General features: G+C 62.0%; 17 protein-coding genes and 4 pseudogenes. 6 read left to right on the top strand and 15 right to left on the bottom strand.

From position 1 onward, the window contains the following. From O7A61_RS15810 to tssA, 8 genes are all read right to left on the bottom strand, one after another. Positions 1-805 (bottom strand): type VI secretion system-associated FHA domain protein (locus tag O7A61_RS15810; RefSeq protein ID WP_337130574.1); only part of this gene is annotated, 805 nt, incomplete at its 3' end. Continuing rightward, complete coding sequence (gene tssG, locus O7A61_RS15815; protein ID WP_337130575.1) at positions 802-1,869, bottom strand: type VI secretion system baseplate subunit TssG; 1,068 nt, start codon at positions 1,867-1,869, stop codon at positions 802-804. The genes O7A61_RS15810 and tssG, both read right to left, overlap by 4 nt. Next, positions 1,833-3,707 carry a type VI secretion system baseplate subunit TssF gene (gene tssF / locus O7A61_RS15820; RefSeq protein WP_337130576.1) on the bottom strand — a complete coding sequence of 625 codons (1,875 nt, stop codon included), beginning with the start codon at positions 3,705-3,707 and terminating at the stop codon, positions 1,833-1,835. Before tssF ends, tssG begins: the two co-directional genes overlap by 37 nt. A 1-nt stretch (position 3,708) precedes the next feature. After that, the gene (gene tssE / locus O7A61_RS15825) at positions 3,709-4,461 is read right to left on the bottom strand and encodes a type VI secretion system baseplate subunit TssE (protein WP_027143720.1); all 753 of its coding nucleotides are present in this window, start codon (positions 4,459-4,461) and stop codon (positions 3,709-3,711) included. Then, positions 4,448-4,897, bottom strand: coding sequence for an Hcp family type VI secretion system effector (locus O7A61_RS15830; RefSeq protein WP_027143719.1), 450 nt, complete (start codon positions 4,895-4,897; stop codon positions 4,448-4,450). The genes tssE and O7A61_RS15830 overlap by 14 nt, the downstream gene beginning before the upstream one ends. An 81-nt stretch (positions 4,898-4,978) precedes the next feature. Then, a complete protein-coding gene (gene tssC / locus O7A61_RS15835; RefSeq protein WP_140510047.1) occupies positions 4,979-6,484 on the bottom strand; it encodes a type VI secretion system contractile sheath large subunit in 1,506 nt (501 codons plus the stop codon). Between the two features lie 3 nt (positions 6,485-6,487). After that, entirely contained in the window at positions 6,488-7,024 is a 537-nt protein-coding gene (gene tssB / locus O7A61_RS15840; RefSeq protein WP_027143717.1) for a type VI secretion system contractile sheath small subunit, read from the bottom strand. A 5-nt stretch (positions 7,025-7,029) separates the two neighbouring features. Then, positions 7,030-8,205: a type VI secretion system protein TssA gene (gene tssA, locus O7A61_RS15845; protein ID WP_337130577.1), complete on the bottom strand. Its 1,176-nt coding sequence runs from the start codon at positions 8,203-8,205 to the stop codon at positions 7,030-7,032. Positions 8,206-8,537: 332 nt separating this feature from the next. On the opposite strand from tssA, the gene tssH reads away from it, so the two are divergent. Further along, the gene (gene tssH, locus O7A61_RS15850; RefSeq protein WP_337130578.1) at positions 8,538-11,282 is read left to right on the top strand and encodes a type VI secretion system ATPase TssH; all 2,745 of its coding nucleotides are present in this window, start codon (positions 8,538-8,540) and stop codon (positions 11,280-11,282) included. 39 nt (positions 11,283-11,321) lie between these two features. Further along, positions 11,322-11,408: pseudogene (locus O7A61_RS15855) on the top strand (chromate resistance protein ChrB domain-containing protein); the annotation flags it as partial. A gap of 117 nt (positions 11,409-11,525) precedes the next feature. Here the strand turns inward: O7A61_RS15855 and O7A61_RS15860 are convergent. From O7A61_RS15860 to O7A61_RS15875, 4 genes and pseudogenes are all read right to left on the bottom strand, one after another. After that, entirely contained in the window at positions 11,526-11,789 is a 264-nt protein-coding gene (locus tag O7A61_RS15860) for a hypothetical protein (RefSeq protein ID WP_337130579.1), read from the bottom strand. Continuing rightward, positions 11,786-12,178: pseudogene (locus O7A61_RS15865) on the bottom strand (type II toxin-antitoxin system VapC family toxin). Before O7A61_RS15865 ends, O7A61_RS15860 begins: the two are co-directional and overlap by 4 nt. Continuing rightward, positions 12,175-12,360 (bottom strand): annotated as a pseudogene (locus O7A61_RS15870) (AbrB/MazE/SpoVT family DNA-binding domain-containing protein); the annotation flags it as partial. The pseudogenes O7A61_RS15865 and O7A61_RS15870, both read right to left, overlap by 4 nt. Next, positions 12,340-12,483 (bottom strand): annotated as a pseudogene (locus O7A61_RS15875) (IS256 family transposase); the annotation flags it as partial. The pseudogenes O7A61_RS15870 and O7A61_RS15875, both read right to left, overlap by 21 nt. A gap of 352 nt (positions 12,484-12,835) precedes the next feature. Between O7A61_RS15875 and O7A61_RS15880 the strand changes: the two are divergent. After that, positions 12,836-14,461, top strand: coding sequence for a Fic family protein (locus tag O7A61_RS15880; RefSeq protein WP_337130580.1), 1,626 nt, complete (start codon positions 12,836-12,838; stop codon positions 14,459-14,461). Between the two features lie 653 nt (positions 14,462-15,114). Here O7A61_RS15880 and O7A61_RS15885 read toward each other — a convergent pair. From O7A61_RS15885 to O7A61_RS15895, 3 genes are all read right to left on the bottom strand, one after another. Further along, a complete protein-coding gene (locus O7A61_RS15885; protein WP_337130581.1) occupies positions 15,115-15,507 on the bottom strand; it encodes a hypothetical protein in 393 nt (130 codons plus the stop codon). 176 nt (positions 15,508-15,683) lie between these two features. After that, a complete protein-coding gene (locus O7A61_RS15890; RefSeq protein WP_337130582.1) occupies positions 15,684-15,953 on the bottom strand; it encodes an AAA domain-containing protein in 270 nt (89 codons plus the stop codon). Positions 15,954-16,352: 399 nt separating this feature from the next. Beyond that, positions 16,353-17,468, bottom strand: a complete 1,116-nt coding sequence (locus tag O7A61_RS15895; protein ID WP_337130583.1) for an extracellular catalytic domain type 1 short-chain-length polyhydroxyalkanoate depolymerase — start codon at positions 17,466-17,468, stop codon at positions 16,353-16,355. A gap of 597 nt (positions 17,469-18,065) precedes the next feature. Here O7A61_RS15895 and O7A61_RS15900 point away from each other — a divergent pair. The 3 genes from O7A61_RS15900 to O7A61_RS15910 all read left to right on the top strand — a co-directional run bounded on the left by O7A61_RS15900 (position 18,066) and on the right by O7A61_RS15910 (position 20,009). Beyond that, entirely contained in the window at positions 18,066-18,359 is a 294-nt protein-coding gene (locus tag O7A61_RS15900; RefSeq protein ID WP_337130584.1) for a helix-turn-helix domain-containing protein, read from the top strand. Positions 18,360-18,757: 398 nt separating this feature from the next. Beyond that, positions 18,758-19,195, top strand: coding sequence for a hypothetical protein (locus tag O7A61_RS15905; RefSeq protein ID WP_337130585.1), 438 nt, complete (start codon positions 18,758-18,760; stop codon positions 19,193-19,195). Positions 19,196-19,586: 391 nt separating this feature from the next. Continuing rightward, positions 19,587-20,009, top strand: a complete 423-nt coding sequence (locus O7A61_RS15910; protein WP_337130586.1) for a low affinity iron permease family protein — start codon at positions 19,587-19,589, stop codon at positions 20,007-20,009. The last annotated feature ends 104 nt before the right edge of the window (positions 20,010-20,113 follow it).

Raw genomic sequence — 20,113 nt, forward strand, 5'->3', positions numbered from 1 at the left:
GCATATCCCAAGGATTGCCGGCGCGGGGCTTTTCAGCCTGATGCTGGGCACGTCCTGCGGCATCGGCGCCGTTGCTGAGAGGTGGCGTAGCGGCCGGCCCAAGGCTGAAATCGTCATCGAAGCTGGCCGGCTTTGCTGTGTGCCAGGACGCATCGCTGGGCGAAGACATTTCGCCCAGCCCGAAGGGATCCGGCTGGCCCGCGGCAGCGGCGTCGCTGGCTTGCGGCGTTGCCACCGGGTCGAGGCTGAACGGGTCATCAAAGGCAGGCGAACTGCGTTGGTTCGATGCGCGATCATAAGCCCCCGGCACGGGCTGCTCGAACGGGTTGGGCAAATCCGCCGGACGGGGCGTACGCGGTTCTTCCTCGATCCTGGCCGAGAAGAAGTCGTCGCTGCCGATGCTGGCCGGCGTTCGCGCTCGCAGCGATGACCACGCCGGCGTGGTATGGCTGGCGACCGGGGCCGGGCCGACTGACGTCTGGCTCGCTTTGGATTGAATCTCGACATGGAACACGTAATCGCCCATGCGCAGCCGCATGCCGCTTTGCAGCCGCATCAACCTGCCAGGTCCTACGGGGCTGTCGGAATCGTCGACGAACAATCCGCTGCTCGACGTGTCGGTAACGAAATAGCCGTCGTGGTTGCCGCTGATTTTGCAATGCGCGCGCGAGACGAACATGTCCGGGTCGTCGATCTGCCAGCCAGCATCGGCATTGCGCCCGATCACCAATTCGCCCTCGTCAAGGCGGGTCTGCCGGACCACTTGCGAGCGAGGGCCTTGTTCCAGGGTCAGCAGCAGGGTCATGCGGCCGCCTCCGCCATTTCGGGCCGCCAGCCGACGATGGTGTGCAATCTGAGATCGTCGGCATCCCCCCTATCTGCGGGCCGTTCGAGCCAGACCGTCCGGCCAAGCTGGACAGTCCCGACCCGTGGCGGGGGCACGTCATCGCGCGCCAGCACGATGCGCAAATCGACATCGAGCGCTTCGCCGATCATGTCGCGCACCGCTTTCTTGAACAGGCCTAGGCGCCGTTCGCCGGGCAGGAAAGACTTGAACTCGTCGAGGCTCAGCGGACCGACGCGCAATTCGATCCTGCTCTGGCGGCTGAACACCCGCGGCCCGATCGTCGCCCCGCGTCCGAGCCCGGCATAGGCCTTGCCGAGACGCGTCTGCAGTGGCGTCGGTATGGTGATCCAAGCGGCAACGAACTCCTTGATCCGCACCGGCACCTTGAAGGCGGTGGTGAGAAACAGTGTCAGCCGCTCCACGCCGTCGACCTGGTTGGCCAGCGACCCAGCCTGTCGTAGGCGCACTGTCTCGAGTTCGGGGTCCTGCGTCCCGGGGAGGCCGATCCCCGACATTGCCTCCAGCATGGCTCGAACGTGCCCACCGACGGAACGCTCGACCTGCACCGCTGGATGCGCATCGGCCCAGGCGCGGTAGTAAAGCGCTATCATCCGATGCTGCAGGATGTTGACGAAATCGACGAAGGTCGTGTCGCTGGTCTGCTCGGCATCGGCCCCTGTAAACCAGCGCTGCGACAGCCGGTCGAGCACCCAGCGCGTCAGATGCAATGGCATCGGTCCTTCCGGTCCAAGCAGCCCGAAATTGGCGACGGTCACTCGCGCCCGGGCCTTGTCCCCGGCGTCCTCGACCTTGACGACGTCCCGGGCCGAAAAGCTCAGACGCACATGCTGGCCGAGTCTCGCCGGCTCGCGGTCGGCCGTTCCGGAATGGCCGAACAATCCGCCGCGCTGCTCCAGGCGTCGCAGCAACTCGAAAAAGTCGAAGCTCTCCGACAACGCTTCGGCCGCGACCGTTGCGTGCTGCGCTAGATCAGGTAGCGATTGCCGGGCGTCATCGGCCATGGCACATCCTCCTGCTTCTGCAGCAATCGCGTACGGGTCCGCACAAATCCGTTTATGCCCGCATGGCGGGCGAACAGCCGCGAAAGCAGGGCCGAAAGCAGCAATGAGCTTTGACCGGCCAGCACGGATTGGTCGATATGCAGTGTGACCTCGGTGCCGCGTCCGAAACACATTGGCCCATCGATCCGGAGCCTCTCGATCACCGGGCGCGAATCGATGCGCACGATCGAGTGCACGTTGCGGGCAAGACCCGGATCGCCCCGATCGGCATAGAGGTCGAGCAAGGCATGCAGCGGATCGACACCACGGCCTTCCTTGGCAAGGCTGAGGAAGTTGAGCGAGAGCTGCGCCACCAGCCGCCAGGCAAGGTTGTCGGCGCGCGATTCACCTTCAGCCCCGGCCGGCAGAGATGCCGGGATGGCCGGCTGCGGCGGCCGCAGTGCCCCAAGCAAGCGCACCGCTTCGACTGGATCGGCCGTCTCCAGCGTAAGCGTCGGCGTGTCGTCCAGGATCGGCAGGTCGCGATTGGTGCAAAGCGCCACGATGCCGAGACGCTTGAGCAGCCGGTTTGGCGTGCTTCCTGGCGGGCGCGAGACGGCGATAAAGACATCGTCGCCCGTATAGGAGGTGCGGGTCAGGCCGTCGCGCCGCTCGTCCTCGGTGGCCCGGCGCGGACGTCGCTCAGTCGAATAGACCCAGCCGCTGCCGCGGTTTTGCCCCAGGCTGAACAGTTCGGGAATTGTCGCCTCGCCGCTCTCCGCGTCGGCATCCTCGACCCGGGTGACCCGGAATATCTCAAAATCCCGCGCCCGGGTGCGGTCGGCGTGCAGCACCTGGCGCGTTTTGCGCGGATCGATCTCAACGTCGTTGCATTCGCGTTCGAAGAGATTGATGACCGGCGTCACGAAGAGCTCGAATTCGGCAGCCGTCACATCGGCGAGTTCAGGCACCGCACGCCGGAACAGGAAGATGATCTCCATCCCCGCCTCGCACGCGCGCACCACCGGCTGGAGGCCGGCAACCCGTACATAATGGAAGCGCTCCGGGATCATGAAATATTCGCGCAGCAGCCGATATCCCTCGAAGGTGGGACGGGTGCGCGGCATCAGCGCTTCGTCGTCGTGAATACCTATCATTTCGGGTTCGGGCAGCGCCGATAGCGCATTGGTCTTGCCTTGCGCCCGCGCGCCGACGGCCGAGCAGGCGCCGAAGATCGCATCGAAAATCACCGGCGCCTTGGCACGGCCGGCGAAATAGAGGTCGAGACGATCGAGCGACAGGTCGCTGAGCTTGCCTTTTCCTGTCCGGGCGAAGGTGACGCGCAAGGCCGCTTCGCCACTCATGTCGCCGACCGGCGCGATTCCGGCGGCGGCGAGCGCGCTACGATCCTGGAAATAGCTGACCGAGGTGATGGCGATCGGCCACAGCGTGACCTCTTGCGCGGTGGTGAAGGTGGAGCGTGTCGAAAGCCCTGGATGCAGGGTGGAGACCAGTCGCGTGCCCCGCGCGATGGCGTGGCCAGCGATCATCGAGTGCACTTGCTGGCCGGGTTTCAGCACAGCCATCCCCGTCGCCGGCGCCGGCGCCACCAGATCGGGGTAAAGCACATCGAGCACGGCGCGCGAGAAGCGCGAGCGCTCCGCGTCGACCTTCAGACGGGTGCGCGCGGCGAGGAAGGCAACGCCGTCAAGCAGCCGTTCCACATAAGGATCGGGACAGGGGACCGTGTCGAGGGAAAGATTACGAGCAACCGCCGGATGCATGTCTGCGAATTCCGCGGCCAGCGCCCGGATGTGGGTCAGTTCTTCTTCGTAATATTCGACAAAGACCCCATCCATCTCAGGTCTCCCGGAATTCGGTTCGTGCCAGGCCGTTGTCGAGATTGATTGTGGTGCGCAGCCGCATGCGCTCCGGTGTCGGGGCCATGATCAGCACCGCGTCGATCTCGATCTTGAGGCCGACGTTTTTGTCGCCGAGCGTGACGTTGACGATCGTGGCGCTCTCCTTCAGGCGCGGCTCGAAGGTGGCAAGCACCGCGCGGATTTCGCGTGCCAGCCCATCGCGGTCGAAATCCCGCGACGAACGGCCGGAAAAAGACGGCACGCCAAAATTGACCACGCTGCGGCGCACCTGCGGAAAGTCAGCGAGCGAGGGCAGTTCCTCCAGGGGCTGTTCGTGTTCGGCGTCCGAGAGCATCGGTACGGATTCGAAACGCTCGGTGTTGAACAGGGCCTCGATGTCGCGCCGCACGGCCTCTCTCAACACGCGTGCCGAAACGACCACGCCGCGGCCTTCGATCTCGGCGCGATGCTGGGCCTGGAAGACCAGGCGGTGCAGGCGCCGTTTCTGCTCGGATGTGAGTTCGGCGTCGGCATCGATGGCGCGCGCATTGCCGGCAAGAAGAGCCTCGACGCGCTCGGCGCCGAGCTCTTCCTCCAAGAGACGGCGCAGCCCATCGATCTCCGACGTCAGTCCTGGCAAGTCGTTGACGAGGCGGTCCCACAGGGACGGCTGAACCGCCTCGCGCCTTGCGCGCGAACTGCCGCCAAGCTGCGCCCTCGCGCCAGGCCGCTTGGTCTCACTTGCCGACATAGACGTCCATTTCGATCTCGTCGTCCTTGTCGTAGACGAACTTGATCTTTTTGTAGGCGAAGCTGACTTCTTCCTCGATAAGGTCCGCCTCATCGGCGGCCTGCCGCATATCATACTCCATGATGGAGGCGTCGGTGAGCGTCACGACCAGATAGTCGCTGGTCTCGCCGTCAATGGTGCGGCGTGCCGAAAACACCACCTCGTCGAGCGCCTTGTTCTCGAATAGCGCCTTCTTCAAATAGGGCGACGACTTGTCGTAGTGCTTGAAGAATTTGATCATTCCCATAGACACGCGGCCGCGTCGCGAAAGCGAGTTGGGATCATAGGGCGCCATAATCTTGTAATCGACGCCATGCACTTCGATCTCATCTTCGTGGCCGTCGCGCTTGCTGGGGCCCTTGATGTCGGGAACCTTCAAAAAACCATCGATCTTCATGGAAGGAGCGTCACTTCTTTCTGTGGTCGGCATTGTCTTTCTCCACCGCTTTCAAACCAAACAAGATGACTTCGCTGCGTTTCAGCCCTTCACCGACGGCAGTTCCGACACCAACCGCAGGGAGGCGTTGATGCCTTCCAACTGGTAATGCGGACGCAGATAGAAACGGGCGTTGTAGTAACCGGGTCTGCCTTCGACGCTGTCGACCTGAACCTCGGCCGCGGCGAGCGGCCGCTTGGCCCGCGCCTTGTCGTCGGCGAAAGCTGGATTGGCCAGCACGTATCGGTTGATCCATTCGGTCAACCATGTCTCCATATCGGTGCGTTCCTTGAACGAGCCAATCTTGTCGCGCGCGATCGCCTTGAGGTAATGCGCGAAGCGCGAGACCGGGAAGAGGTAGGGCAGGTTGGCGCTCAGCCGTTCGTTTGCCTGGGCGTCGGGGTCGACCAGACGCCCAGCCCGCGTCTCGTCGTCCTGAAGTGAGTGCGCGCCTATGAAGGCTGCGAGGTCGGTGTTCTTGCGGTGCAAGATCGGCATCAGACCGAGCTTGGCCAGTTCCGCCTCGCGCCGGTCATCGATAGCGACCTCGGTCGGGCATTTCATCGCGATTGACCCGTCATCGGTCGGGAAAGCATGCACCGGCAGATTGAGCACCGTGCCACCATTCTCGACGCCGCGGATCTGCGTTCCCCAGCCATAGAGCTTGTGGCTGCGGTTGATGTTGACGCCCATCGGGAAAGCGGCGTTCATCCAGACATATTTGTTATGGTCGCCGCCCACCTCTTCCTCGAAGGTGAAGCCCTTCACCGGAACGGTTTCCGAGCCGTAGGGCAGGCGTGCCAGCACCCGCGGCATGGTGAGCCCAATATAGCGGGCGTCCTCGCTCTCACGCAGCGACTGCCATGAGGCATAGGCCGGGTTGTTGACGATCATCTGCAGGTCTTGGGGGTTTGGCAGTTCCTGCCAACTGTCCATGCGGAACAGCCGCGGCGAGGCGGCCGCGATGAACGGCGTGTGCGCCGAGGCACAGACACCCGAGATGTTGCGTAGCAGGCCGACATCGCGCGGGTGGTTGGAGAACTCGTAGGCGCCGATGATGCAGCCGATCGGCTCGCCGCCCAGCATCGAATACTCGTCGGTATAGACTTTCTTGAAGATCGGGCTCTGGTCCCACATCTGGCCTTCATAGTCTTCCAGCGTGTCGGCCAACTGCTCCTTGGAGATGTTCATCACCCGGATCTTGAGCTTGGTATCCGTCTCGGTGTTGTTGATGAGGTACCAAAGGCCTCGCCAGGTGCCTTCCATCTCCCGCACTTCGGGGGCGTGCAGGATCTCGTTGACCTGCGTCGTCAGCATCTTGTCGATGCCCGCGATCAGCGATTTGATCGACTTGATCGCGTTGGACGATATGGTCGTCGTCTCGGATCGCGACTGTGCGGCCAGCGCCAGGTTGCGCACCAACTGCTGGAGCTTCTCGGTGTCGTCCTTCCTGACCTTGAAATCCTTTTCAAGGAGCCCGCTGAATTCGCCCAGATCGATGGCTTCCGCCTCGGCGGTTGCGGCTGCGGTCTTTTGCTGTTCGGCCATGACTTATTCCTCGCCCTTGCCGTCAGAGATCGCCTGGCCGGCGATCTTGCTCAGCAGCGGCTCGTTGTTGAGAAGCTGCGCAATGCGCTTTTCAGCGTCGACGCGGCCATCCATGAAGCCCAGCAGTTCCTCGAGTTGGCGCCGCATCTTGAGGATCTCGGCCAGTTGCGGCACCTGCTCGGCGATCTTGTCGGGCGCGAAATCTCCCATTTTGGAGAAGGTGAGATCGATCGCCAATTCCTCGTCCCGCTCGGCCCCTTCCACTTGCGGCAACGTGTTCTTCACGCGCGCTTTTACGCGCGGCCCCATCGCCTCCATGAATTTCGGGAAGCGATTGGCGTCGGTTTCGACGAAGTTGCGATCCAGGACCGACTTTGACGCTTCCTTGGTCTGCGAGGCGCCGGAAAGGTCGGCCATGACAGCCATGACGAACGGCAACTCGATCGTCGTCGGGCTGCCGTAGGTTTCGACGTCGTAGGCGATCTGCACACGCGGCGCGCGGTTTCTTTCGATGACCTTGGCTTTGCTCTCTGCTGGCATGGTTGTTACCTTTCATCCTTCTGGGCCGGCTTCTTGGGATCGGAAACACCGGCAAGCAGCCGGAATTCCTTCAGCCCCGACGGGGCGAGATCTTCCATCAGTTCCACGAAATCCATGTGCACCATCCGCCGCACGCGCCGGGCGAGGTGCGGGATCGGGCTGGACGGCTCGGTGCGGTCGTAGAATTCAACCACGAGATCGAGGCATTTGACGACCTCGTCACGCGAGTAGATCCGGTCAGGCAGGCCGGTGCTGGTTTGCGCAGAGCTTGCCACACTTGCCATCGTCTCGGCTCCATGTCCGTTTCGAGGGGGCGTCGATGCCGGTTGGGACGGCTGCGGGGCAGGCTTTGCCGCACCGTTGGCCACGGCGGCAGCGCTGGAATTCCACTCCAGCGTCGTCAGCAAGCGCTGCAGGAACTTCTTCAAATCCGGAACGGCCGCGCCATTGCCGTCGATGTGGGCGTTGAGCGCGGTATCGACCGCATCCAGCGCCGAAATCGCAGCGCGCGCATCGCTCAAAAGGGTGGTGATGGCGTCCACGGCCTGATCGATCTGCGCCGCGCAGGCGGTGCGCACCCGGTTCAGCATCTGGTTATGCGCGGCCGTTAGCGCCGCCTTTTCGGCGTTCCCCAGGCCGGAGGCAGCTTCCTGGAGCATGACGCGCTCGTCGAGCGCTGCCTGTTCCAGGTCTCGCCCGCTGATCGGCCCGATCGTGCGCGGTGAGAAGAAGACGGTCTGCCTCAGGTTCGCCAGCAGGCCTTCTTGCCCGTTCTGGAGGTCAAGCAGCGCGTTGATGCGTCGCAGCGCCGCGTCGCGAGGCGCGCCAGCCGGCCGTAAAGCCGGATGCATTGAATCCCAATACTGGTCGAGAGTCTTTGCGATCAGGGTCAGACCCTGGGCGAGGCCGGCAAGCCTCTCTTCATTGGCCAGCGCGCGCGTGACGATGACCAGAAGGCGCAAATCCCGACCGCGTGAGCGCAATTCTTCCGCTTTTTGGAGGATGGCGGCCCAGTCGACCGAGCTGGCTGACTGCGAAGGCTTGCTGCCGCCGTCGTGCACGACCTTGAGCTGGGCTTCCGTCAGCCGCTCGAGCTCGTGAAAAGCCGGGTCGTTGCGCAAATCCGCTCCCGACGGATTCGCACCGTCCAGAGGATTCAGCCAGAGTGCGAGATCAATCACACGTACCCCCAGCGAGCGGCTCCGCGCCTCATATGTGACGCAACGTTATCATCGGTCCCATGCCACGACAATTGAGCACATGCTCGAAAACCAACAGAAGCTGAATGCTCGGTTATCTTTCAACGAAACCCATGCGGCGATCGGCGGACCGGGTATGTGCAATGGCTCGCGTATTTCGGATTCCAGTTCGGGTTCTTTGCAGGAGTTTGCTAGGCTTGTGTAACCACAAGGTGCCGCGCGGACAGGTCAGAAGGACCGTCTCCTCACACGGCTTTGTCAAGCTGCTGCTTCTGTGGCAGGGTAGGGTCAGCAGATTTCGGGGGCAGGTTCAAATGGAACAGCGCCGGTCGTCGCAGAGTTTCAAGCGCAAGGAACTTGTTGCGAAGCTCAATCCCACGGGGGTGCGCGCCTTCAAGGCCGCCGCGGACACGGCCAAGTTGCGCGGCAACCCGTATGTCGAGCTCGTCCATTTCGTCCAGCAATTGGTGCTGTCCGAGCGCTCGGATGTACAGATGATCGTCGCTGATGCCGGGCTGGATGTCAGCCGGCTGACGGCGGATATGACCCGTGCCGTCGACAAGCTGCCCTACGGCGCGACCTCGGTGGAGGAATTCTCCGATCACATCTTCCACGCCATACAGGAAGGCTGGAACCTGGCCACACTGGAATTCGGGGTCGAGGAGGTGCGCAGCGCGCATATTCTTCTCGCCTGCCTGAAGACACCGGTGCTGGAGGGGCTGGTTTCGAAGATCAGCGCCGAATTCGACAAGATCAATGCTGATGGGGTAATTGCGCGGTTCGCCGATGTCATTGAAGGCTCGCTCGAATCCGGCTCACCGCCCGCGACAGCTGCCGCCGAAACTCCGATGAAACGCGGCCCGGGCCGTGACTCGGCGCTCGCCAAATACGCCACCGACCTCACTCAGCGCGCCCGTGATGGCAAGATCGATCCGGTCGTCGGCCGCGATGCGGAGATCCGTCAGATCGTCGACATCTTGATGCGGCGCCGGCAGAACAACCCGATCCTGACAGGCGAGGCGGGTGTCGGCAAGACGGCGGTCGTCGAGGGCTTTGCCTTGCGCATTGCCCAGGGCGACGTGCCGCCGCCGCTTCAGAATGTCAGCGTGCGCATGCTCGATGTCGGCCTGATGCAGGCGGGCGCCAGCGTCAAGGGCGAGTTCGAAAAGCGGCTGAAGGCTGTCATCGACGAGGTCCAGGTCTCAGAGACACCGATCATCCTGTTCATCGACGAGGCGCATACACTGATCGGCGCGGGTGGCGCGGCGGGAACCGGCGATGCAGCCAATCTCTTGAAGCCTGCTCTCGCGCGCGGCGAGCTCCGCACCATCGCCGCCACGACGTGGGCCGAATACAAGCAGCACATCGAGAAGGATCCGGCGCTGACCCGTCGGTTCCAGGTGGTCAAGATCGACGAACCTTCCGAAGCGGTGGCCGTGCTGATGTTGCGTGGTGTCGCCGGCGTTCTTGAGCAGCACCATCAGGTGCAAATCCTGGACGAGGCGATCGAGGCGTCGGTTTCCCTTTCGCACCGCTACATCCCGGCCAGGCAGCTGCCCGACAAGGCGGTCAGCCTGCTCGACACCGCCTGCGCCCGCGTTGCCATCTCTCAGCACGCGACGCCTGCCGAGGTCGAGGACATCCTGCGCCGTCGCCAGGCGCTCGAAGTCGAGAAAGGCATCATTTGCCGCGAGGCGGCGATCGGCATCGAAGTGACGGACCGACAGGCTCGCGTGGAGGCCGGGTTGGCGGAAACCGAGACCACGCTTGCGGCAGCGCAAGCACGCTGGGATCGCGAAAAGGCGCTTGTGGCCGCGATTCTTGACCTTCGTGCCAAACTCCGTGGCAAGGGCATGTCCCTTGACCCGGAGGAGGGGGAGGAAGCCACGGCCGAAGCTCTCGAGGCCCCAGGTGGCGAGGCGCGCAAGACAAAGGCGCTTGCCGCCCGCGAGCCTGCTCCAGCGCGCGATTCCGCAGCTGATCTGGCACGATTGCGCGAACTGACGGCCGAACTTGCCGCCGCGCAGGGCGAGACGCCGTTGATCCTGCCGTCGGTCGACCGCAATGCCGTGGCCGCCGTCGTCCAGGACTGGACCGGCATTCCGACCGGACGCATGCTATCCAGCCAGACTGAGAAGGCGCTCAAGCTGGCCGCCACTTTATCCGAGCGCGTCGTGGGTCAGGACCATGCGATGGAAATGATTGCGCGACGCGTGCAGACCAGCCGCGCCGGCCTTGGCGCTCCGGAAAAGCCGGTCGGCGTGTTCCTGCTTTGCGGCCCCTCCGGCGTCGGCAAGACCGAAACAGCCTTGGCGCTGGCCGAGACGCTCTATGGCGGAGAGCAGAACCTGATTTCGATCAACATGTCCGAATTCCAGGAGGCGCACACGGTCTCGACGCTGAAGGGCGCGCCACCCGGTTATGTTGGCTTTGGCAAGGGCGGCATCCTGACCGAAGCCGTGCGGCGCAAGCCCTATTCGGTGATCCTGCTCGATGAGGTCGAGAAGGCGCATCCGGACGTGCACGAGATCTTCTTCCAGGTCTTCGACAAGGGCATGATGGACGATAGCGAGGGCCGCCGGATCGACTTCAAGAACACGCTGATCCTGCTCACCTCGAATGTCGGGTCCGAAGTCATCATGGATCGCACGAGGAACGGCACCTTGCGTATCGGCCTCGACGATCTGGACACCGGTTTGCGCGGTCCTCTGTTGAAAGTATTTCCTGCCGCTTTTCTCGGGCGCGTGGTGACAATCCCCTACTACCCGCTCTCGGACGAAATGATCGAGGCGATCGCAACACACCAGTTCGCCAAGATCGCGCGGCGTCTCAAAGCAACCAGCGAAGCCGAGTTGGTGATCGGCGAGGGTGTCTTGGATATGATCAAGGCGCGCTGCACCGAGATCGAATCCGGCGGGCGCATGATCGACGCCATCCTCACCAACACGCTGCTGCCGGAACTCAGCCGCGGCGTGCTCAATCGCGCGCTCGAGGGCAAGAAGATGACGAAAGTCATCGTCGGTGCCTCGGCGAAAGGATTTACCTACTCTTTCGAATAGTGCCCGATCAGGATTCGCCGTCACGCGTTCGCGCCCACGATCTGGGTCACACGCCGGGACGTGCATGTCGACCGTATTGCTTACAGCTGGCTGACCCGTCGCTTCATCGATGCTGACGCGATCATCCGCTTGTTCGGCCGCGAGGAGGCGACAGGGATTACCAGCCTTATCGCCGGCGTCGTCGATGGCCTGTGGTCAGAGTGCCGCCGGCGCCGCAATGCGACGCGCGTTTCGCCGCCGTCTTCACTCCTGCCTTTTGGCAAATCCAGGGGTTTGCAGGACGACTGGAGCCCCATAGCGCCTGGACAGCGCCACCATCATGGCCATTATCCCTGGCAGCACGAACAGAATTCCGGCCGCCCTTGGGTCATGTGCATTAGCCAGCCGATAGAGATCGCCATTGCTGAGTCTCTGGACGGGCAGCAGCGTGAAGTAGTTGAGCGTAAGAGGAAACCATGTCTCGCCGATCCAGCGGAGCCACGAGCCGCCAATGAAGGCGGCGTTCACGACAGCAGCTTTGCGGCTTCCCCGTGCTTGGAAAGTAGCTTCACAGCCGTTCTATCGAACGACACAAAGGTCTCGCCGCCCAACCAAGTGCCTTCATAGGCCATGATACCATTCGCGAAATCGCCCCCTGCGTCCAGCAACGCAAGCCCGGCCTGAACACGGGTCGATTCATGACGACGTTTCCGGTATCGAGCAATGCGCGGATTGCGGTCGCGCAGACCGGATGTTCGAAGCCATAGGCCCGGCGCAGCACCCACACCAATTCGCACAGACACGCAGGGAAACGGCGATCAGCGACGCCTCTTTCAGCACCTTGTCTGCTGCGGCGGCTTGCTTTAGTCGCGGACGACGCCCCGGACCAGCACGTTGGTGTCGACGGTGACTTTCACTCCTCGCCCGCCCAACCGGCGGCGGCGGCCTCGTTCATGTCCTCGATCGTGGCGACCTTTTTCGTCTTGCTGGCGAGCAGTCCAAGGAAGCTGTCAATCGTGCCGGTCGGCCGCGCCGCCCGCACCCGCAATTCGCCGCCGGGAAGGTTTTCAAAATCGACCCGTTCTCCCGGCTTCGCACCCGTCGCGGCGCCCAGCTCCATCTCCATCAGCCGCTTGGCGGCAAAGCCGATCATCTCGCGCAGGAGATCGGCGTCCGGGGTCTTCTCCACGAGCGCGCGGAGGTTCATCATGTCGTCGGTCATCGGTGGTCCTTCCAAGCAGGAGTTGGTGTCGCAACCAGACTCTACCGGAAAGCGCCGATGACCACCGCACTACCAGCTACACCACGTCCAGGGACATCACCGAAGATGATGCCGCCGCTGACGCGTTTGATCTCTGGGCGCGTCATTATCTGATGCAGTGGACCGATGAATCCCGAATGTGCTGGCCGTTGGCTGGTCATCATGACGATCTTCCTGGCCTCACCAGTTGCTTGGCTGGTTATCGAAATTCAGGCCCGTGCCCTGTTTGTAAACTGTTTTCATTGAATGTGCTCCATTTTCATGCGATAGTAGGGGGTATTGTTCGATTTTCACGGCAAGGTATCCGACGTTCATGGGTGATGGTCCTCAGAATCAGTTTTCAGGCCCGGTTACTGGTTTTCATGACCGCAGGCTGCCGGAGGAGGCGCTGCCCGCAGGGTATGCCGCCCTGATCGCTGCCTACCGGCTTGCCGTGCCCGTGCCGCTGAAGCTGGCTGCCATCGGGCAGCGCCATAAGATCTATGAGGCGGAAGGCTGGCGGATATTCACGCCCCGCCACACGCCGCACGCCGACCTGGCTGGCCACCTGACATTCGCCCTGCGCTATGAGGGGCTGGATCTGTGCGTCCTCAAAACCCTGTTCAGGGCGACCGGGCCTGAACCTGTCGCCGGTATCGTCCGCGCCGCACCGACGGGCTCGTTCGCGCGCCGCGTCTGGTTTCTCTACGAATGGCTGATGCAGGCCCGCCTCGACCTGCCGGACGCGGCCAGCGGCGCCTATGCGCACATCGTCGACCCCGAACAGCAATGGGCAACAGGCGGCGTCACATCCACACGCCACCGCGTCAAGAACAACCTTCCGGGCACGCCCGCCTTTTGTCCGATGATCTTCAGGACGCCCACCCTTGAGGCGTTCGTCACCAGGAACCTTGCCCGGGAAGCGCGCGCGTTGGTCGCCGACGTGCCCGCCGATCTGCTGGCACGGACGGCGGCGTTCCTGCTTCTGAAGGATTCACGGTCCAGCTTCGAGATCGAAGGCGAGGACCCGCCGCAGGACCGTATCCAGCGGTGGGGCCAGGTGATCGCGGAAGCCGGAAGGCGGCCGATTGACCGCGCCGAGCTCGACCGCCTGCAAAGGATTGTTATCGGCGATGCGCGTTTCGTTCATCTGGGATTACGCACCGAAGGCGGGTTCGTCGGTCAGCATGATCGCACGACCGGCGTGCCGATCCCCGATCATATCAGCGCGCGGCAGGAAGACCTGAGCGGCCTGGTGGATGGCCTTATCGCCTTCGACAGGACGGTCGCGCCGGCGCTCGACCCTGTGCTGGCGGCGGCCGTGCTCGCTTTCGCCTTTGTCTATATCCATCCCTTTGAGGACGGAAACGGACGACTGCATCGCTTTTTGATCCACCATGTCCTGGCGGAGCGCGGATTCAATCCGCCCGGCGTCGTGTTTCCGGTGTCCGCCGTTATTCTCGACCGCATCGACGAGTATCGGCGCACACTCGAAAGCTATTCGCAGCGGATGCTGCCGCTGGTTCGCTGGAGGCCTACCGATCGCCACAATGTGGACGTTCTGAACGACACTGCGGACTTTTACCGCTACTTCGATGCGACGCCGCATGCAGAGTTTCTGTTCTCCTGCGTCGCGCGGACAATTGACGTCGATCTGCCGGCAGAAACCGCTTTCCTCAAAGCTTACGCCACGTTCAAAGCGCGCGTGCTGAATATCGCCGACATGCCGGACCGGCTGCTCGGCCTGCTGTTCCGCTTCCTGCGGCAGAATGGCGGGACCGTGTCGAAGCGCGCGCGCGAACGCGAATTCGCGGGCCTGACCGACAGGGAAGCGGCTGAGATCGAAGCGATCTTCGCGGAGACAAACCCCGTTGCCGCTCCGTCGCCGCGCAGATTCGTTGACGCCAGCGGCACGAAACCCGGAATCGACCAGGTCACAAACGGGTCATTCTTCTCCTGAAAACTGAAGTGGCGGTGACATTGAGCGCGAAGCGTGTTGTTTTAATCTGCACGCGAGCTCACGGAGCCGAAATCATGCAGCTTCGATTCAGCCCATGCAATGGTCGGTGTTGCTGGAGCTTCAGGATGCGCCGCCGCTTGATGACGAGGATCTTGCCTGCCTGTAGGAAGTCTGAGATGCGCTCGCCCGGCACGGGAAATTGAAGCGGTTCGCGATCCTTCTGGCACATCGACACTTCGAGCTCGGCCCGGATAAAATATTGATCGAGCGCCCCGATCCCGATGGGCGGACTAGCATGTAACCGTTGGAAAGCGCGGTGACGAAAAGGGCGCTCAGCCGACAACGTGGTTGTTCGAAGAAAGTCCGGAGCTGTTGTTGTCAGGTGCAGTCTATTGTGTGTGCGTGTCCGATCCAAAAGCGACGGATGCCTGTGTGCGCCATGGCAGGAGCCGATCGCCGGGCGGAGCGCACCAGAAGGATGAGTCAGCGAAGAACAGGCGGATGTCGAAGATAAGGGCCGGCAGAAAGGTTTTCCTGCCGGCGGGCATGATCGCGACAGAGCGTGCGATAGATACGGTCCTGCTTCACACCAAGAAAGATGATGGTTGGAGTTCGGCGCCGGACGACGGCGACTCCGCTATGCCGGCAACGCCTCAGACATTTCCAGGTAGCGGCAGAAGGCATTGGCGAGCTGCATCTGCCGCGGCGTCTTGCATTCGGCTTCGAATATCCCCGGGATGAGACAAGGATCGCGAGGCATTTTGCACGGGAGACCGCGACATTGAAGCGGTTGGCGCTGTAGAGGAATTCCATGCTACGCGGGGCGTCGGCATGGCTCGACGTCGCCATCGAATAAATCGCGATGGGGACTTCCTGCCCTGAAACTTATCGACAGTACCGACGCGCACGCCCGGATGGCGCTCGAAAACCTGCGCATTATAGGGTGTGATGACGATGATATCGTCGAGCGTAACGGGCCTTTCGATGCCGTCCCGGTCGATCCATCGTGTGTTGCTGTTCATGATGGTCATCACGATCTGCGTCATCAACCGAATAGCTCTTGTTGCCGGCATGCTCGACGGGGACGTAGCGAAGCCGCGAACCCTTAATCGGCCCGTTGGACAGGACGACCTGCTTCTCACAGCTCGGTACCGGGTGGAGCTTGCTGTCATAGAAGAGTTCGGAATCGAAATCGCAGATAGGCGGGCTCATACGCCAGGTTTCAGAAAAGGCCGCGATCCGGGTCGATCGTCTGCCTGCCGCCGAGTACATGCTCCAGTGAGGACCCGCCCGTACCATCGGGATGCGTGCCTTGCGTGGGCTGATCGAGCTGCTGCGGATCACCGAGCAGGATCAGCCGCCTGGCCGTATGCGATACGGCCAGCACGTTGGCCAGGGACATCTGGGCGGCCTCGTCGACGACAAGAACGTCGAGAACGTCCAGCGCATCGGCCGCCGACCACAGAAACCCTGTCCGCCGGCTACGTGGCATTGCCCGGAGGCAAGCTCGCTTGTGCCGGCCGGAGACCGGCGCCTGCGCCAAATCATCGCCTAATGTTCCCGTTGGGCCGCTTGCAGTCAGCTGGCAGGCGGCGGGCTCATGGCGGCTTTAGACGCGGTGGCGAAGCCTGGGATAATAATGTGGATTTCCACCGGGGAGCCCAGCTTCGGCCCGACCATGATCAATTCAATTGTCCAGAAGCAGCTTCAGGGTGAGATCCTGCGGGAGTGGAGGGTTTAAAGTTCAACAAAAGCGTTTCCGGCACACCTGACCTCCCGACGCCAAGGACGCCTAAAGTCGCGCGTTACTGTAACGGTCCCGTTTTCGAATAGGGAGGCTCGGGGGGCTGGCCTGAAACAAAAGTTGTGTCGATTGAAGTCTGCCGTTACTCTATTTCATTAAGCCGGCAGCGCGAAGAGCGTCTTCGATAATCTGACCAGGGCCGACGTCCGGGCCGCTCGGCGGCTGGAACGGCGGGTGCGCGACCGCCGAAGGGGAGTGTCGCACCGATCTCGTCGATGGATGGGCGTCTGGCGACTGGCCCTCAGTGCCGGCTAGTCCCCAAAACCGGGAGATAAGCGAAGTGGATGATATGCCGGTGTCGATCATAAAAGGTCCGCCGTCACTCAAGCCGTCTGCCGAGTCCACGGGTGTCCCGTGCGCCATGCCTGGGATGAGGTAGGATTCGACGACTTCCTGATTCGTAGCATCCCTCCAAACGTCGCGGCGATAGCCCTGCCGCTCCGCGGTGTCGGCTTGAGCTTCACTTTGTCCATGGAGTGCAAGCCATTGCCGGACGAGTTGGTTCGAATTGACGGGACTGACTGTCGTGTCGGCGCTTCCATGCCAGACGGAGAGCTTCGGCCATGGTCCGGAGTGACCGGACGCCTGCTTGACTGCCGACGCCAATTGCTTCGCGGTTGGGCCGCCATGACCTCGCATACGGTCGAATGCCTGCGGCAAGGTAGTGGCGCTGCCATAGGGTAGACCAGCTATGATGGCCCCGCCCGCAAAGACTTCCGGATAAGTGGCCAGCATCGCGGCGGCCATTGCCCCGCCAGCGGAAAGGCCGGTGACGAAGATCCCAGTCCGGTCCACATCGTTTGCGATCACTACGGCCTCTATCATTTGCCGGATCGAAAGTGCCTCACCCGAGCCTCTTCGGGTGTCGTCTGGGGCGAACCAGTTGAAACAAAGATTGGCATTGTTGCTGCGCTGCTGTTCTGGATAGAGCACGGCAAAGCCCTTGCGATCTGCCATCCTCGACCAGCCCGCGCCGCGGTCATAGGATACAGCCGACTGCGTGCAGCCATGGAGAGCAACGACCAGAGGTGCATCCGCTGCAAGGTCCTTGGGGCGGTATGTCCAGCCCCGCAACCGTCCTGGGTTGGACCCGAACGCCTGAAGTTCGGAAAATCGATCCCTTCCGACGTCACCGGCCACGACCGAGTTGCTTTGTTTTCGCCGAGCAGCCAAGCGTGCGACGGTATCGGCGAGACTTCTCATGTCGGCATCCTTTTGCGTTCAAATCCAAAGCAGATCAAATACCGGAACGCCGCCTTTCCAAGTTGGTTGCTGCGCTGCAGCATAAATACCTGCCTCTGCGAACAGGTTTTCTCCTGCGCATCCATTCTGGCGAACACACCTCGCCTTGGGCCGGAGCGGGCGCGGTAATGACGGCACATTCAGGATATCGTGTGCAACCATCCTCGGCTCGCCGCATGCGAAGAGAGCGCGGCAGCGGCCCGGGCGGCTGGTTACCTTGTCCTCAGAGGTCCCGCGAACGGATCGCGGCTACTACTCTGCAAACTAGAAGATGCATCACTATCCGGCGAGGCAGCGCGACTTTCGGATTTCCTCGCGCTTCGACCAGTCGCTGCCGGTCCTGGTGTCGGCCCGGGCGCCATCCCAATCGAGGATCAGCTGGGTGCGGAACCGCCATGATCTCGTGGATCCAGTCGTCGCCCGATCAAGAGCACGGCGGAACAAACGACAATCGGCCCTCGCCGGCATGCTGAGAGCCGCTTCCATTCCGTTAGCACACGCTGAAATACTCCGGAACCTTCCGCACGGTCCGCTGTTCGTCGGCAGGAGGTCCATGAAGTGCGAAACCTGACGGCAGAGCAGTCGCGAATAGCAAGAGCGCTATTGAACTGGTCGCGAGTGCGGCTTGGCGCCAAGTGCAATCTTAGCGAAGCGACGATCAGCGAATTTGAGAACGGGGTAAGGAAGCCGCATCCCCGCACTGTCGCCGCCATGCTCCTGGCTTTCGAAGGAGCGGGAATTGTCTTTCCCGCCGAAGGGGCCCCATTACTAGTGCGCTCTGAGGGGCAGACTAGTCGCCGGACCGGCAATAGAACGTGGCGCCGCCGGCAGACAAATCGCGCGGCGGAATGAAGAAAACTCCACATATCGATGAGGGAAAAGTGAGGGTGAACCTTGGCATTTCCTAAAGGAAGGGACCGCCACGGAAGCGCTCATGCCGTCCGACACACGTAAGCGAAGCTTCGCTTTTCGCCCTTGGTCTCCTTGACACGCACCCAGCTTTCCTCCTGGCGCCTGACAGGCTGGCCGATGTGTGCCCCTGCCGCTTTGAAGGGAAGCTGTGCGATGACCATGCTCGAAGACACAGCCGATCCGGCGGCCATGACTCACCCGATACTGCGGCACCTCGCGCCCCCTTGCCACCAACCGGCCAGTCAATTAGCTGTAGCTAAAAGAGGCTCCGGAAGTGCAAACTGCATGCGCGACGCAACAAAGCTACCACTTTGCGACCTCATCGGAATGCGGCGACGATGACGAAGTATCAGGTCGAAGAGATCTACAGCAATACAGTCGTGTCATCTGGCACTGTCGTGGAGAGCGATCCTATGCAAGCCGCCGGGGCCGCCGCCGGACAACAAAGAGTGTCGCCAAGAGCACTGCAGGATCATTGGTTCCGGGTGGTCGATGAAGAGAAAGCCACCGTGTATGAGTACAGCTTGGTCGGACCTGACGAACGTCCAGACCTCTTGGAATGGAGTGAGCACTCCGACGTCGGTCCTCCGATTCATGGCAAGGTGCACGGACCTGAGCTCACCAACGAGGGCGACCATTTCTACAACTGTCCCGCATGCGGTCAGCCCGTCGATCAGCGCGATTTGGGCCAAGTCTTCTGGCATGAAGTGCCCGGCCATGAGCCGCTGGAGCCGAAGCCCGAGGCGAAGGTGATCCAGTTTCCTAAACGGAAATGAGACGCCGCCGGCCGGGCCAGCCGCGAGCGCCAATCACCGGACGCCACGCTAGTCTAATGGAACCGTTTCGGGCGGATGCGCATTGATGGTCCAGTTCAACGGAGGGCAGCGCAGTGTCCATCATCGGCAGCATCACCGGCATTTTCTCCTCGAACGAGGAAGCCACGAAAAAGGCGCCTGCTAAGAAGGCAGCGAGTAAGAAAGCAGCGACTGCGAAGGCGAGCGCGGCCAAGAAGACTGGAGCTGCCCCAGCTATGGCAGCCCACTCAAAGGACTCCGCGGCCAGGGGTAGATCTGGTCAGCCCAAATCGGCCACCAAGAAAAAAGCGGCTGCCCATTGAGTTAAAGGAACCCCGCTCGGCGGGGTTTCTTGTGATGGCTTGGGAGCTGAATGGAAAAGACATTCGCAAGGATCGCTAACGCTGTCGCTCGCGGGGCAGGTCGTCCGATCACCTTCATCCTTTGCATGGCTTTGATCGCGGTCTGGGGCTTTTCGGGACCTTTCCTCGGTTTTTCCGAAACCTGGCAGCTCATCATCAACACCTCGACGACGATCGTCACCTTCCTGATGGTTTTCCTTATCCAGAATACGCAGAATCGAGATGGGGCAGCGGTACAGGCAAAGCTTGACGAACTGGTGCGCGTGAGTGCGGGCAAGAACAGCTTCATCGGGATAGATCATTTAACGGCGGCCGAGGTCGAAGAGATCCGGTCTACCTGCGAGGCCGCAGTTGCCCGCTCCCAATCCTCGGAACCGGCAGGCAAGAGGGACAAGGAAGAGAAACGTCGCCAACCGCAAGCTCAAAACACCTGAGGGGCACCGAAGAGAAACGGCACTAGAGCCGCTCCCCATCCACGGGTTGAATAAATTCCTGCTGGCGAGCCCGATATCTTTTGCAGATCGAGGCGGGCGAACTT

Origin of the sequence: Mesorhizobium sp. Cs1321R2N1 (genome assembly GCF_037179725.1) — a bacterium.
Taxonomy (GTDB): domain Bacteria; phylum Pseudomonadota; class Alphaproteobacteria; order Rhizobiales; family Rhizobiaceae; genus Mesorhizobium; species Mesorhizobium salmacidum.